Source organism: Arenibacter flavimaris (assembly GCF_030291335.1).
Taxonomy (GTDB): Bacteria; Bacteroidota; Bacteroidia; order Flavobacteriales; family Flavobacteriaceae; genus Arenibacter.
On the sequence record NZ_JASWIM010000011.1, the window covers coordinates 125,040 to 139,650 of the forward strand.

14 protein-coding genes and 1 pseudogene are annotated in these 14,611 nt (G+C 41.4%); 8 read left to right on the forward strand and 7 right to left on the reverse strand.

Annotation, left to right across the window (positions count from 1 at the left end; all coding sequences use genetic code 11):
- Positions 1-76: 76 nt before the first annotated feature.
- Both QSE00_RS10750 and QSE00_RS10755 read right to left on the reverse strand, forming a co-directional pair.
- A pseudogene (locus QSE00_RS10750) lies at positions 77-217 on the reverse strand (transposase); the annotation flags it as partial.
- A gap of 159 nt (positions 218-376) precedes the next feature.
- Positions 377-1,033, reverse strand: coding sequence for an N-acetylmuramoyl-L-alanine amidase family protein (locus tag QSE00_RS10755; protein WP_286105950.1), 657 nt, complete (start codon positions 1,031-1,033; stop codon positions 377-379).
- Positions 1,034-1,235: 202 nt separating this feature from the next.
- Here QSE00_RS10755 and QSE00_RS10760 point away from each other — a divergent pair, with 202 nt between their 5' ends.
- From QSE00_RS10760 to QSE00_RS10795, 8 genes are read left to right on the forward strand one after another with little or no spacing between them, the layout of a single operon-like run.
- Positions 1,236-1,523 carry a hypothetical protein gene (locus QSE00_RS10760; protein WP_286105951.1) on the forward strand — a complete coding sequence of 96 codons (288 nt, stop codon included), beginning with the start codon at positions 1,236-1,238 and terminating at the stop codon, positions 1,521-1,523.
- A complete protein-coding gene (locus QSE00_RS10765; RefSeq protein WP_286105952.1) occupies positions 1,523-1,807 on the forward strand; it encodes a hypothetical protein in 285 nt (94 codons plus the stop codon). Before QSE00_RS10760 ends, QSE00_RS10765 begins: the two co-directional genes overlap by 1 nt.
- Positions 1,794-4,199, forward strand: coding sequence for a TraG family conjugative transposon ATPase (locus QSE00_RS10770; protein WP_286105953.1), 2,406 nt, complete (start codon positions 1,794-1,796; stop codon positions 4,197-4,199). Before QSE00_RS10765 ends, QSE00_RS10770 begins: the two co-directional genes overlap by 14 nt.
- A 4-nt stretch (positions 4,200-4,203) precedes the next feature.
- Positions 4,204-4,785, forward strand: a complete 582-nt coding sequence (locus QSE00_RS10775; RefSeq protein ID WP_286105965.1) for a conjugal transfer protein — start codon at positions 4,204-4,206, stop codon at positions 4,783-4,785.
- A 3-nt stretch (positions 4,786-4,788) separates the two neighbouring features.
- Positions 4,789-5,631, forward strand: coding sequence for a hypothetical protein (locus QSE00_RS10780; protein WP_286105954.1), 843 nt, complete (start codon positions 4,789-4,791; stop codon positions 5,629-5,631).
- 30 nt (positions 5,632-5,661) lie between these two features.
- Complete coding sequence (locus QSE00_RS10785; protein WP_286105955.1) at positions 5,662-6,276, forward strand: conjugal transfer protein TraK; 615 nt, start codon at positions 5,662-5,664, stop codon at positions 6,274-6,276.
- Positions 6,266-7,198, forward strand: a complete 933-nt coding sequence (traM, locus tag QSE00_RS10790) for a conjugative transposon protein TraM (protein ID WP_286105956.1) — start codon at positions 6,266-6,268, stop codon at positions 7,196-7,198. The genes QSE00_RS10785 and traM overlap by 11 nt, the downstream gene beginning before the upstream one ends.
- 12 nt (positions 7,199-7,210) lie before the next feature.
- Positions 7,211-8,032, forward strand: a complete 822-nt coding sequence (locus QSE00_RS10795; protein ID WP_286105957.1) for a DUF4138 domain-containing protein — start codon at positions 7,211-7,213, stop codon at positions 8,030-8,032.
- A gap of 123 nt (positions 8,033-8,155) precedes the next feature.
- Here the strand turns inward: QSE00_RS10795 and QSE00_RS10800 are convergent, their stop codons facing one another.
- The 5 genes from QSE00_RS10800 to QSE00_RS10820 form a co-directional block, all read right to left on the reverse strand.
- Positions 8,156-9,121 carry a hypothetical protein gene (locus QSE00_RS10800; RefSeq protein ID WP_286105958.1) on the reverse strand — a complete coding sequence of 322 codons (966 nt, stop codon included), beginning with the start codon at positions 9,119-9,121 and terminating at the stop codon, positions 8,156-8,158.
- 44 nt (positions 9,122-9,165) lie between these two features.
- Complete coding sequence (locus QSE00_RS10805; protein WP_286105959.1) at positions 9,166-10,647, reverse strand: ComEC/Rec2 family competence protein; 1,482 nt, start codon at positions 10,645-10,647, stop codon at positions 9,166-9,168.
- Positions 10,648-11,075: 428 nt separating this feature from the next.
- Positions 11,076-12,662 carry a type IV secretory system conjugative DNA transfer family protein gene (locus QSE00_RS10810; RefSeq protein WP_286105960.1) on the reverse strand — a complete coding sequence of 529 codons (1,587 nt, stop codon included), beginning with the start codon at positions 12,660-12,662 and terminating at the stop codon, positions 11,076-11,078.
- 50 nt (positions 12,663-12,712) lie between these two features.
- On the reverse strand, positions 12,713-13,738 hold the full coding sequence (gene mobB / locus QSE00_RS10815; protein ID WP_286105961.1) for a MobB family relaxase: 1,026 nt from the start codon (positions 13,736-13,738) through the stop codon (positions 12,713-12,715).
- Positions 13,739-13,742: 4 nt separating this feature from the next.
- Positions 13,743-14,297 carry a BfmA/BtgA family mobilization protein gene (locus QSE00_RS10820; RefSeq protein WP_286105962.1) on the reverse strand — a complete coding sequence of 185 codons (555 nt, stop codon included), beginning with the start codon at positions 14,295-14,297 and terminating at the stop codon, positions 13,743-13,745.
- Positions 14,298-14,611 lie beyond the last annotated feature (314 nt).

Genomic DNA, 14,611 nt, shown 5'->3' on the forward strand with positions numbered 1-14,611 from the left:
CCTTTTTTATGAATTGTACTTTCAGTTCGTTATGGAGTCAGCAGGGATCAAGTACGATTTCTGGGTATTTGGATATTTATGCAAATAATTGAGTTAATCTAAATAGGAAGAATTCTGTATTTCTAACGCCTCTAAACTGGGCCCTAAAAGCTTTTATTCTAGCATTGAAAGATTCTGCAGATGCGTTTGTACTTCTGTTTATAAAATAGTTCAACATAGTTTACTTACCGCCTTTTGATGCGCTACAGGACTTCTAAATGGATATAAGTCATTGTCGATGGGTTCAAACAGTTTCTTAATATAACCGGCTTAACTTACAATCAATAACTTATAATAAAATAAATAACCTCATTATAAATGCAATGGTTATTTATTTTTATTCCAGCACCATTATTTTTAATACTACCAAAACTATCACCATCCCATACCCCCTAATATTCGCCTTCTTCTTACTATGTTCCGCATCCTCCCTATTAGATAAAAAACCAATTTCCAATAACACCCCTGGACAAATGTATTGGGTTTCTCGGAGTACCTGAAAATTTGCATATTTCATTCCCCTAATTTTGAATCCCAAAGCCTTATAGAATTCCGACAATAATGCTTCCCCCAATTTTTCGGATTTGGACTGTAGTTCAATATTAGTTTTAGAATTTGGTTGCTGCACATAGACTTCAATTCCCTGGGCTTCCCTCCTATCAGCCTGGTTACAATGAATAGAAATAAAAAAATCTGGTTGCAAAATCTTGACCAAGTTGGTCCTATCACTCAAAGAAATTAAAGTATCATTATATCTAGTCAAATAGATATCCAAGGTGTTTCCAAACAGTTCCCTGTTCAAGCGTATTGCCTCCTTGGCAACCTCCAGAACAATATCCTTTTCCATTATCCCATTAATTCCGATTGCTCCTGAATCCACTCCTCCATGGCCGGGGTCGAGGATTACCATTTGTCGTCTGTTTCCCTGAGCCAGTGTGGGATTACAAAAAAGGGCAAATCCCATCCAAAGGCAAACTATCCAAAAATGCTTCATACTGTACGAATTTTAAAGTGCGTGTTGCACAATTTTCATCGTTTTCCGCTTATCGTCTTCAATACATGAAATTTTAACTCTTTTGACTGTTAAAATTTATTCGATTCCCATCAATTTCTACCATCCTTTGGAAATTCCATAACGAATAATTTATCAACTGGTCTTTCCAATATTATTAGGAGAGCCTAAAAAACGAACAGTCATGAAAAAACCAATTAAAACGCTCTTACTCTTACTTATGACGACGGGGGCAACTTTTGCACAAATCGGGGGAATCGAAGACTCTGTCAATGATGTATCGGATACCATCAGAACAATCTTCCCTATTATCCTAGGTGTCATTTTCCTTATTGGTTTCCTATTCAACGCCGGCCATTTCTTTGGCGAAAATTCAGACCTTAAAAAAGGCATTACCAGGGTACTGGTCTTTGTCCTTATCGCAGGTGCCGTAGTGGGCATCTTTACTTACTTAATTGGAATAGTGGTCTAATGCGAAAATTCGAGGTATATCGCAACATCCGAAAAAAGGCCATGATATTCGGCCTGTCCATCTCATTTTTTGCCCTTCAGATGATTTCTGTGGTCGGCTCTTTAATGGTCATCATTTTCTCATTCAGTCTTGCCATGATCATGGTTGTTTTGGTATTCAATGCGGGCCTTTATATAGCCTTGATCAGGATTACGAACAACCCCAGACCAATAACTTTTTGGAGGGTATTCCCAAAAATCATCAGCAACAAGAAATCTTCCTTTTTTACTTATGGACAAGATTAATATATCGTCAAACCATCCCATTGCGTATATACAGGAAAATGTCGTATTCGCCAATAACGGCAATGTAATCCTATGTTATGAGGGTTCCTTGCCGGAAATCCATTCCCTTTCGGAGAAGGATTTTGAGGATATCCATGGCACCTGGTTTCAAGTTATCAAATCGTTGCCCATCGGATGTGTAATCCACAAACAGGATGTTTATTTAAAGAAACAGTACACTTCTGAACAGTTACCCAATACAACCTTTTTGGGCAAGGCCACACATCTGCATTTCAAAGGTCGGGAGTATATAGAACATAGGTGCTTTCTGTTTTTCATTCTTACCAAGAACAAAGCCTTGAACAATGCCAAATATGTGAATCCTTTCCGAAAAGTGCCCCAAGGAATTCCCCGGCAAATGGACGATCAGATCAAAAGTTTTATGGACTCCGTAAACGATTCAGTCTCCTTTATCAACAACAGTCGCAAAATGCTGTTCGTTCCTTTGGCCGAAAAGGAAATCCTATCCATAACCGACGATTATTTCAATGGGTTCAACGAGGGTTTTGACACCGACATCCTTTTGGACAGGTCCAAGATTTCTATCGGGGAGAATCTCTTTGATGTTTTGGCCATCAACAGTGAGCTTTGCTTTGGGGAGAATGTCCAGAGCAGCAAGACCAATGAACGGTTTACCTCGGACGATTTTGTGTTCCATCAAGGGTTTATTGATGGAATAGGCCTCGCATTGGACGAGAACCATATCGTAAACCAGATCATCTACCTGGACGAAAAACATAAATGGCGTAAGCTGTTGGACAAGAAGATCGAGGAGCTTAAGAAAAGTTCCAATTTTGGTTCACATAACAAAGTAACTCTTGCAAAAGTCCAACAGATTCTTGACCAGATCAATAACGATGACAACTCTCGGATAATTCGTGGACATCTCAATGTCATCTATTGGCAACCCGAAGCCAAAGGCCTTGCCAAAATAGGTTCAAAAATAAGGACAGAATTCAAGGAACTTGATATTGTCCCCTACTACCCCAGGGGGGAGGAACGAAAAAATTATATCCTTAATAGTTATTTCTGTTTCTCCCCCAATTATTCTGACGAGGATCTTTATGTGACCGACCTGAAACATGCCCTGTGCCTGTATATCAACCACAGCAACTACAAATCGGATGCTACAGGGATCATCTTCAACGACCGGGAACACAATATCCCTGTACTAAAGGATGTCTGGGATGAAAGGAAAAAGCGGATCAAAGCACGGAATTTTGCCATTTTCGCCCCAACGGGTGAGGGCAAATCCTTTCTGGCCAATAATATCCTACGGCAATACTTCGAGGCTGGCGTCCGTCTGGTCATTATCGACCTTGGAGGATCATACACCAAGTTTGCAAAGCTCTATCCCGAACAATACACCGTACTGAGATATGAGAGCGGTAAGAACCTGGGAATCAACCCGTTTTACGTTCACAATCCTGAAGATCTTACCCCCAAACGTTTGGAAGATCTGTCCGTATTTCTTTTTGAACTGTTGGCCTCCGAGCTAAAGGCCACCAAGACCCAATCCGTCTCCATTAAAAAAATACTGTTGCACTATTATCAGATGGTCAAAAAGAACCATTCCCTGGACAGTTTCTATCATTTTATAGAGGAACATCAAAACAGCTTGTTGGATCAGCTTAATATACAGGCCGATTACTTCAATATCCCCGGCTTCCTTCACATCATGTCCGAATATGTCGGCAATGGGCTGTACAGCTTCCTGTTCGAGGTCAGCGAGGACCAGACCTTTAAGATCGAGGACAAGAGATTGATCGTTTTTGAGCTGGACGAGGTGAAGGACAATAAGGAAATCCTTTCGGTGATGCTCAAACTGATCAAGTCCGCCATCCAACGCACCATATGGAAAAATCGAGCTGAAAAGGGTATCATTTTGTTCGACGAGTTCGCCAAACAGCTCAAATTCGACAATGTACTGGAGAGTGTGGAATTCTACTATCAGGCCATCCGAAAACAGAACGGGTCCATAGGGATCATCCTGCAATCCATCAACCAATTGCCCAACAATTCCACTTCGGCGAGCATATTGGAAAACACCCAAGTAATCTATAGCCTGAACAACGAAAAGGGATATGGGGAACTTAAGAACAGGCTTAACCTGTCCAGCCACGACCTGAACCAATTGAAATCCATAAAGAACAACCTTTCCGGGCCGCGAAAGTACACCGAAATGTTCATCAAGATAGGGAAGGAAAGCAACATATTCCGGCTGGAAGTGCCCCCTGAAGTCTATGCCGCCTATCTAACGGATGGCGAAGAAAACGAGGCCATAATGGCCCTTTATGAAAAGACCAATGATATGGAGAAAGCTATAACTGAATTTATAAAACAAAAAAAGTAACATGATGAAAAAGAAAATCAGAACATTGGGCATTGCACTGGCCTTCGCCCTTTTATTGCCTGCAGGCGCTGCCTGCCAAGGAATGCCGGTATACGACAACACCAATTTCATCTCCTTCATGAAATCCTTGTTGGAATCCGGCAAACAGACCTCCCAATTGTTGAAGACCGTCAAATTTCTAAAGGAACAGAAAGAGAACGTGGACAAGGTCAACGATGTCATCAAACAGCTAAAGGCCGTTAAGGAACTGGCCGATAGCAACCAGCGCCTTTTCGATATCGTACAGGACGATCTGAGGGAGATCTTCAGCTCTCCCTATATCAAGCCCGATGAAGTTGCCCGTATCTCGGATTCGTTCAACGACATCATCGAAAACTCCTTGACGGGCATGGATTACATAGAGGAAGTGCTGTCCAGCGACAACCTTAGGATGACCGATGCCGAACGGGCAGCAATCCTCAAGGAAAAGGAAGTGCAGTCCAAGGAAATGGTGGCCGAGATAGAGTCCAAGACACGGCGCTACCGGGAAATCATTGCCTTTAGGGAAATGCAGGCAGTTATCAACGGCAGGAAGGCCCAATATTGATTTATGTCAGGAGTGGCTTTGAGCATAGGATTGGAATATGTGGACACTGTTTTCCAGACCATCAAAAACAGTGATTTCTCCCAGTACACCATTACCGGAATGAAGACCCTTGCGGTATTGTTCTTTCTGATCAATATCCTAAAAAAGTACAATGAAGGTGTGGCCAACAATGAAGGCTATACCTGGGGATTGACCCCAGCCGAACTGGCCAAGAATTTTGCGGTAGTGATCATAGTCATTTTTTCTACCCAGGTGTTGGGAGTCTTCGACTCCATTCTGGTGGCCATCGAGTCCCAATATAGGGACACGGCCCCTGCCCTACTTCCCTTGCAGATGCAGGAAATAGACATTGAACAGGATGTGGGGGCGATCGAGGCCGCCAAAAAGGCCATGGCCCTATTGTACGAGGCTTTGGTGACCCCCTTGTTCGGCCTAAAGATCTTGGCCTTCATTATCGGCCTTTTCCTATGGTTGATGGACCTGTTCATCTATCCCTTGTTCTTGGCGGAACGTTTCTTTCTGTTGGGGATCATGCAGGCCTTTTTTCCATTGGTCATCAGCCTGGCCGTTTTTGAAAAGTTCAGGTCCATGGCCTATAACTTTTTTAAGCTCTATGCGGGGGTATATATGGTGGTACCTGCATTTTTCCTGGTCAATGTATTTATAAACCTGCTATATACCGAGGTGAACACCAATTTTTGGTCCGACCTGTTCGGAACGGACTGGGGGAGCCTATTCTTTGCGCCCTTGATACAATTGGGGTCCATAGGATTTATAGTGTTCCTGAAATTCAAATTGTACCGGCGTGCCATCTCTTTTACTTTGAAACTGTTCAGCGGTATATAGGCCTTCACTAAAAACCATTAAAACGCAATAATGAAAACACCTTATAAAAATATCTACAAAGTCCTTGACCAAAATCGGTTCATCGTTTGGTCAATGGTCATTGGTACGACGGTGACCTGTGTCGTAGCCATCTTGTCCATGCTAAAAATGCACAGGGAAACCGTCGACAAAGTCTTTATGGTCAACACCGATGGGGACGTGATACCCTTGAAATTGGTTTCCCAAAAAGAAAATCTGGGGGTGGAAGTCCTGTCCCATTTGGAACTGTTCCACACTTACTTCTACAATATAGACCCGAGCAACTACGAAAAGAACTTGGAAAAGGCGCTTTGGTTGGGCAACAGCTCGGTGGATGCCCTGTACAGACAGAAAAAATCGGACGGGGTCTATAACCGTTTATTACAGTATTCCCTGGTACAGAAGGTACTCCAGATCGAATCCGAGATAGAGATCTCCCAAGAGCCCTATACTTTTCGTACCACTACCCTGTTCCAGATCAATCGGGGCCAGGTAACCGACACCTATGAACTGGTAACCTCCGGTAATTTGATCCATGTGGACAGGAACTTTCCCAAGAACACCCATGGACTTTTGATCACCGACTATTTCGAGAACTCATTAAAAAAGGTACAGGATGAAAATTGAAAGGAACAAGATCGTATTCGGTTCGGTAATCCTGGTCATTGTACTGTTCATTGTGGGATATGCCATGTTGGTCATGGACAAAGGGGATGAATCCGGAGAATCACTGGACAAGACCGAAGTGCCTGAATTGGAAGAGCAGCAAAAGGAGTACCGCTCCAAACTGGAGGCGGTGGACAATATTCCCGAAGAACGGGTCAAAAACGCACCCAGTATTTACGATGAAAGGTTGCTGGATTCCACAGGTTTATATGATCCCGATTTTTTGGACAGGGATAAACAGAGGATTGTGGACAGCATTTACAGCCATGGCCGGATAGATTATTCCCAAAAGAGCTACCGAAATCTGCAACCCTCCAGACCCAAGGTGGTTGCAACTGTAGAAAGGGATACAATTGCAGAGGAAACTGAGCATCCCATTTCCACCAAGGAACTGGCATTGGAACACCAACTCTTTTTTGCTGCCGATCCGATACCAGATCCCGTTTCCTTTGTTCCCGATCCCCCGGTTGTTAAAGTAGAAGTGGATGGCAACCAAGTGGTAAGGACAAACAGCCGATTGCAGCTGCGCCTACTTCAGGAAATACAATTGGGCAAAACAAAGATCCCCAAAAACACTTTGATATATGGCATCGTCAGTTTTGGGCCCAACCGAACACTCCTAAAAATTGATAATATAGACCACATTCCCGTAAAACTGAAGGCCTTCGATCTTCAGGATGGATTGGAGGGCATCTATGTGGAGAACAGTTTTCAGGGCGAAATTACTAATGAGGTGGTCGACGATGTCCTGGACGATATCAATATCGCCGGGGTGCCCCAGGTAGGCGGTGTCAAAAAAGTCTTCCAACGTAACAATCGAAGAACAAAAGTAGCCGTACTCAACAATTACAAACTCATATTAAAGTCGCCCAAGGGGCCATAAATCCATACACCTATGAAAAAATATATATCCTTGTTCGGTCTCCTGGCCATAATTTACTCCGGGAAGTCGCAAATTACAAAGGCCATCGACACTATATATGCCAACGAACAAATGACGGTATCGTTGTTCTTTCCCGATCCCATTCGGCAAGGGGTAACAGGTTCCTCCAATTATGCCTTTAGTTTCAACAGGGAGAGAGCACAGTACTTTGGACTACTACAGGCCACTCCGGGTGGCGAAAGCAATCTTTTGGTGGTAACCCAGAATGGCGGGGTCTATTCCTATTTGCTACGGTATTCCCAAAAGCTAGAAAAGCTGAATTATTTCATTGATAACTCGGACAGTATCGGCCATGAAAGGACCGGTGCCACCACTTTGCCACATCAAAAAATGTCTACAGTAGATTTAGACACCATCCCAAACTCGGATAAAGCTTTGGACTATCCAAAACTCTGCGCACAACTGCTTAGAAATCCCAGGCCCTTTGATCAGATAAAATATAAGGATGGAGTCACTATTCGAATGACGAAAAGTATCTATTTTGCCAATGACGTTTACGTGGTTTTTGAAATTGAGAACGGTTCCCAAATCGATTTCGAGATCAATACTTTGAACCTGTACAAAGTGAACGGCAACAGTAAACGCAAGTCGTCGTATCAGGAATTGCTGCTATCCCCTATCTTTCAGTTTCAAAGGCCAACAGTGGTTCTTAAGGACCAGTCAGTACAGTTTGTATGTGTGTATCCCAAATTTACTTTGGGAGCACGTGAAAAGCTAGTCGTGAAATTGGAAGAGAGGAAGGGAAATAGGGATTTCGTGGTAAAATTGAAGTAATAAAATATTCATAATTGACGAATTTTATTTCCAATTCCAATTGAAAAACTATATTTTAAATACATACATGCCGTATTATTAATAATGGCTTTATAAATGGAAATTTTCATTTTTTGAGTTAAGTTATTTCTCTCCTTGACGTAAAAAATTATAACCAATACTAAATGAATACCATAACCGGTCATTATAAATCCAATTTTTACCGATTTCGCCGCCTGCTTTATCCCAACCAAGAACAATTCCAATCTGAAATTTATTAAACTCTACGAAAGAACCGAGGCTGAATGTTCTCGCAAATATTAATCCGTCTTCAGTACCCTCTATCTTTTGTTCACTAATGGTATTGTTGGCATTAATACCAATTGTAGTGACTCCAGCAGTTACTACTGGAGCATACCAGTAAATGCTTTTATACCGATTCAGTCTACCCCTCATTCCCAAATATCCACCTATAGCTAACTCAGGAGTTATTTTCATATTTAAGGTATCAATCGACGGTCTAATTTTAAATGGTAAGGTCAAGGAAGCTCCATAGGTAACCTGAGGTGTTAAATAATATCTTTTTTTAATAAAACCATCATTTACATAGTTGTCAAATTTTTCTTGTTTCATCCAAAAAATGGTTTCTTGATCCGTAATATCTATGAAATCCTCCCTATAATCTACTTCAGTAGAATAGTACCCAATATTATCTTTAAAATCACTCCAATGTGGTATGTCTCCTTGTTTAGTAGATTTCTTCCTTTTTAGTTTTTCTATATCTTCTGTCGTTCTGTAAATTCTTAATTTTTTAGTAGTTGGATCTACTTTCCAATGCTTGGAATTAAATCCTAAAATCTTAACCATAACATAATCAAAGTCCTGTTTATCCTTTTTATAGTTTGCCTTGCCTATAATTTCATATCGAAAGTGACCGGCCTCAAATTTTTCTTTATCGAAAATGATTTCTTTTTTATCACGATCAAATTTTTCCATTATAACATAACCGTCTACTTTGTAATCAAACTTTTCAACAGATTCAGTTTGGCCTTCTTGTGCATTGGATGATATCGTTATTAAAATGAATATCCAAATAATATATTTTTTCATAACTATTTATTGGTAAAAATGTTATATAAAATTTTAGATTTTGCTCAATTTACATATTTGAATTCCCCTGTAGAATTATCCCAAACAAGCTTATTGATATCCCAATTTGCACTACCTCTAGGTTCTTCCAATTTTTGGGCAATGATTGTCTTATTACCATCTGTTCGTACATTGATCATCCCATAGACCGTAACCAAACGTTCCTTCTTTTTATAGGTGGACAATTTTGTAGTGTCGATAAATTCTCGGGAAGATCTGGCTAATTCGGTACTAAAAATCAAAGGTCTGTCCCCACGACTAAATTTGCCTATAGCACCAAGAGTTTCCGGCCTAGGATGGCAATGTGGTTCAGAATCCCCACTAGAGATAACCGTGGCAATAGGATTAAGTGCTCTCATAAATTCATTGGTAAAATCAGCACTACCGTGGTGACAGGATTTCGCAATATCGACTTCGAAATCCTTGCGCATTTTTTGAATAGCCTCTTCGATTTCATCCCGTGATCTATCTACATCCTCTTTTTTAGAATCGGGGTCTTTGATAATTGCTTTTAAACTAGGGATGTCCGCACCAGTAAAACAATTAAAAAGATAAGCCTCTGAAGTGGAGTTTAGGTCTCCGCCCAGAAGTAAATGTAAATTGCCAATGGACAATTTCAGCACAATGGAATGGCCATTTTTCGTACGCCCTTTATTACTATCTAGAACTGGTAATGCATCTTTTCCCTGAACTTGCCGAACTACTGGACCTAATACCTCAATTTTCAATCCATCTTCATTATAAATAATACCGTCATCCAGTTTTAGGGATTCTATTGGTGCATTTACCTTTTCCAATAATTTGAGGTATCTGCCTGGTTTTTTGGCATTTTTCAACCGTTCTTGAAAGCTCTCGTGTGTATCACACAAATCCGTGATATATTCAATTCCTTGATTATCCGCTACTATTGTCCCCAAAGTATTATAGTGTGATCCACTCTCTTCAATCATTCCGTTGTGTAATACTTTCTCAAAACGAAGCAACTGTTTATAATTTTTTTGGTAAGTAAATAATTTGTTAAATCCACCATAATGATCTTCATCCGAATGACTGATAATAGCCGTGAATTTAGGTGGGCTGGTATTTCCATACCTTAAATTGAATCGCCAGGCAAGGAATCTAAACATATTGTCATCTTTACCGGCATCGATAATATAATGTTCATCATTGGGAGTAACCAAATGACATCCATCTCCTTGACCAATATCTACAAAATTCACTTCTAGAATCCTGTTAGGCTGAACTTCCCTTGGCAAAATATAACCCGTTTTATTTCTGGCTCTCACTTTAATATACTCTCGAGCATTTATTTCTTTTTTCACAACACTACCATCGGCATTTTTAAAAACTTTCAAATAGTCGCCGAATAATAATTCCTTGAGAAACCCAAAAGTGATTTCACCCTTTTTATTTTTTTTGTAACCTTTTAATTTGACCGAGGGATAAATCGCAAACCCAAATCCCTGAGATTTAACTATTGAATCCATATATTTATTTAGAATTAAGTTTTAATTCAATAAAAGTGCAATAAGCCACAATAGGTTTACCACTCTTTTTAAGCCAGGGGAAGTAAAGTGCAGGAAGTCAATTATTTGGTTATCAGAAATGTATAAAAATTATTTCAATATCCACCATAGTAAAACCATACAATTTCAAAGGTTTCCATATAATAGCCTACACCTTCGTCCCACTATGCATTAACAGCCTCCCACTGGAGAACCATAATAAGGCACATTGGTTTTTACCCGATTAAACCAAAGAGGTTTGATTGGTGAGAATTTTACGGGAGATTAATGTTCCTATACACCAATACACAGGATCTTTCAAACACCAATTGCTCCCTCAGTCCGGCCTTTATATTTCCCCTGGCCTTATGAAAACCTTAAAGACAAATGACAACTACAAAATGAAGTTTCTACCTCAAATTCAAGAACCTCCTAACATCCAAATGGATCCGCTCGAAGTTTGCTTTTATGGTCCCATCCCCGATTTGGAATTTAGGCTCAGGAAGACCTTTGACAATATTAGGTTTGGGAAAACGCACTTTTTTATCCTTACCATCGGCGAAGGCGATGAACTCCCCTTCCTTCAACCTAAAAAATTCCTCCGCCCGGATCTTGCTTGCCTCCCTCTCCCCTTTGGTAATCCTTGTATCAAAATTTAGGGTATTCTCTCCCTTGCTCACACTCATGGTCGGCCGTTTAACGATTTCAAAAAAGCGTTCGTAATATCGGGCGGTATCCGGGTCGTTGGCCTTCCCAAAGAACTGGTAGGAAAGGTTGCTCAAAATGGCCCTACTGGCCTTGTCCCCGTACATCATATCGTTCTGAATCTTGTCCTGGAGCACATAAATCGTGGCAATGTCATAACTTCTTAAGGTAGCCGGAATGCGGTGCATATTGAGCAATCGAATGGTAGGGGCTTCCTCCATAAGGATAAAAGAGGGTGGACGCCCACGAATGCCCATTTGTTTTGTTATGGTATGCATTATCGTAGCTATTACAGGGGAATAGGCGGTTTCAAATTTGGGATTGTTCACTATAGAAACTACGGATTGGTGCTCAGGGTTATTGATATCCAAGGGCACTTCATCGGCCGAAAGGGCCATAAAGATACGCTGTGTACTTATTTTTTTAAGTGCATTGGCCAGGGTACCCATCACCCCAGCAGTCTGTCGTTCGGAATCCTTTCCGGAGATAAATGCATCCGCCATGGCCTTGGAGGTATAATTGGAACTCAGAAAATGTATCAGGTTTTCGGTATCCAGGTATTGATAGGTGGCAATGAGATGTGGCAGGGTACAAAATTCCGCATAGTCAGTTTTCAATTTCCAGATCAACCCGCCCAATAGTCCTTCAACGGCATCGTTGAAGAATTTGGAAGATCCCATGACAATGGATTCCCGCTGTTCCAAGAGGTTTTCCAAAAGTACCCTTGAAATCTCATTAACGCTTTCTTCATCCGTCATATACCGGGGCGCAATGGGATTTACCCGGCTATGGATATCGTCAAAGGAGATAATATGAAAGGGAATATCGGCCTTGCCAAAAAGAGGATAGGCCATTTCAGTAATCTCAAAATCCTTGTAGTCATGGATGACTCCAGTAAACTGATTTTGACTAAAGTGTTTTAGAAAACTATAGACCACGCTTTCCGTTTTGCCACTTCCGGCCGACCCTATGATAGAGGCACCCCTTCGGATATTCTTAAGTACCAGACTACCGTTCAGCAGATTGAATCTGACCTTGAACTTTTCAGGGTTTTTAGGAATTCCGAAGTGATAATTGAAGCCGATATATAGACCGAGATTGACCAATTGAAAAGGTAACAGCCACCACAGCAGTATTTTTGCAAAAACCTGCCAGCCATGTATGAATTGAAGAACTCCTCCCAACAGTATTAGGATCATTACATTCTGGGCAAAGGCGTGCTTATAGTTCAGATAGGACAAATAAAACACCTCAAGGGCCAATGCATAGATTCCAATTGAGATAAGTACCATAGCCCACATTTTGAATTACAGATATTAACCGTTGTCATTTTATTGAATCCCTAAATGCCTATGGAACTGGAGGATCTGGCCACGTCAACAGCTTTCTTGAACTGTTTAATGGCCTGCAGGGCAGCTTCAACCTTGTTCGTGGGAATATTGAGCTTAGGGACATGCACCCCGGCGGCACCCATTATTTTAAGTGCGGCACTGCGTTCGTTTGTGGGCAATCCCAGAAGATGTGCAAAATAGATCTTGGGATCTTGGACAAAGGTCTTACGGGCACTATAGGATTCCACATAGTTCCGTTGGTATTTGAAGAGGGTATCGAACCTTTTTTCAGCATTTTCGTAAAATTGGTCCCGTTTAAAACCACGTTTGACCATTTTGCCGTTGAGTCTGGACTCCGACTCCATGTATTTGCTCCCGGGAGAAAGACTAAATCTGTTGGAAACATCCTTTCTGCTCACTATGATATGGACATGGGTCTGCAATCCCGGCTTTTGCATTCCCTGTGCCACTACCTGTCCATCAATGCGGTGTGGGATTTGGGCATTTAGCCTATCAATTTCCTTCCTCATAGCCTTAACATTTCCGGAAACCTCCCCACGTTCCACCATACGGATTTCATTTTCCAATCTTACTATCTTCGCACGGTACACCTGGTTCTCCTTGACCTCTCTGTCAAATCCTTTAAAGGTGCGTTCATATTCTATCTTCGCATAATATTTGATACTTTCCACGGCCACCGGGGTATCGCGATAAAAGGAAGCCGCATAATCCTTCATAACCTCCCTTACGTATTTTTTGAGTAGCTCCGGGTCGTTGTTAATATGCCTCAATTCCCTTTGGCTGGGATTGATGGTCAGGGCAAAGAACTTGGGTTCCCTTTTTTTTAATTTGGCGGTGTTGCCGTCTATTTCCTTGATGACCTGTTCGGGTGGGATCCTTTCATTGTACTGGTCAAAAAAGTATTCCTGATGTTCGGGCAATTTGCCCTCGTTCTCTTTTTCCAGATAGGCCACATAATCCGAAGAACTTTGGGAAAAGGTGGCGTCCAAATGTTGCTTGGTAATACTGATGTACATAATGCTATTCTGATTTTAATTTCATTTTCAATTGCTCGAACTCCTCTGGGGTCATATCCAGTTGCAACCTGGGCTTTCCGAAGCTGCTCTTTACCAATTCCACCTTGTCCAGAAGGTTTATAAATTCAGTCCTTATTTGACTCAAGTCCCGCTTAAGATTGGTGTAATTCCTTTCCATGACAATGGCCTCCTCCACCTTTTTAAAGAACATATCCCGTTCAGGATCTGCCTTCTTTCCTTCCATAAGCAAAGGGGCCTGCCCCTGTTTCTTCTGGGGCGAGTGTTCGAAAAGCAGTTCCAACATGGCCTTGGTCGGGAGCACCCCGTGCATTTCTATGTTCTTCATCATGGCGGCCATGGCATTGAACCTTTTCTTGATCAGTTCGGCGATGGTCCTACCATTGGGACCAAAAGATTCCTTTGGAGAAATCTCGTTGTAAATAAAGAAATCCAACATTGTTTGCAATGCTTCCGTATGGGTATTGAAAAACTGCCTGGAGAAGGTTTGGAACTGCCGCGCCGTATCCTTCTTGAACCGTATGTTGCTGAAAGTTTCCAAACCAATTGTCTAAATAGTTGATTGCCGCAAATTCTACCGTGTTTATGGGGGTTTTCGGGCCGTTTGCCGCAAACCACTTCATTCTAAATTCTCAACTACTATGGTTTATCCATTTAAATAATTGATAACCAGTAATTTACACAGAAACAAAACTATACAACGTCGCAACGCGCGTTGTCCTCTTGCTATTCCCCTTAGTTTAGCAAACACACTTTTCATAGAGAATGTTTTATGATATAAAGCACTTTTAATTGGTAACTTAATATCGGGGGAATACTCTCAATAATTGTTAACTGTGACCAAACTGATAGGGG

Excerpts from the sequence above, each read along its gene's own strand:
- QSE00_RS10755 (WP_286105950.1), bottom strand. The coding sequence starts at position 1,033 with ATGAAGCATTTTTGGATAGTTTGCCTTTGGATGGGATTTGCCCTTTTT.
- QSE00_RS10760 (WP_286105951.1), top strand. The coding sequence starts at position 1,236 with ATGAAAAAACCAATTAAAACGCTCTTACTCTTACTTATGACGACGGGG.
- QSE00_RS10765 (WP_286105952.1), top strand. The coding sequence starts at position 1,523 with ATGCGAAAATTCGAGGTATATCGCAACATCCGAAAAAAGGCCATGATA.
- QSE00_RS10770 (WP_286105953.1), top strand. The coding sequence starts at position 1,794 with ATGGACAAGATTAATATATCGTCAAACCATCCCATTGCGTATATACAG.
- QSE00_RS10775 (WP_286105965.1), top strand. The coding sequence starts at position 4,204 with ATGAAAAAGAAAATCAGAACATTGGGCATTGCACTGGCCTTCGCCCTT.
- QSE00_RS10780 (WP_286105954.1), top strand. The coding sequence starts at position 4,789 with ATGTCAGGAGTGGCTTTGAGCATAGGATTGGAATATGTGGACACTGTT.
- QSE00_RS10785 (WP_286105955.1), top strand. The coding sequence starts at position 5,662 with ATGAAAACACCTTATAAAAATATCTACAAAGTCCTTGACCAAAATCGG.
- traM (WP_286105956.1), top strand. The coding sequence starts at position 6,266 with ATGAAAATTGAAAGGAACAAGATCGTATTCGGTTCGGTAATCCTGGTC.
- QSE00_RS10795 (WP_286105957.1), top strand. The coding sequence starts at position 7,211 with ATGAAAAAATATATATCCTTGTTCGGTCTCCTGGCCATAATTTACTCC.
- QSE00_RS10800 (WP_286105958.1), bottom strand. The coding sequence starts at position 9,121 with ATGAAAAAATATATTATTTGGATATTCATTTTAATAACGATATCATCC.
- QSE00_RS10805 (WP_286105959.1), bottom strand. The coding sequence starts at position 10,647 with ATGGATTCAATAGTTAAATCTCAGGGATTTGGGTTTGCGATTTATCCC.
- QSE00_RS10810 (WP_286105960.1), bottom strand. The coding sequence starts at position 12,662 with ATGGTACTTATCTCAATTGGAATCTATGCATTGGCCCTTGAGGTGTTT.
- mobB (WP_286105961.1), bottom strand. The coding sequence starts at position 13,738 with ATGTACATCAGTATTACCAAGCAACATTTGGACGCCACCTTTTCCCAA.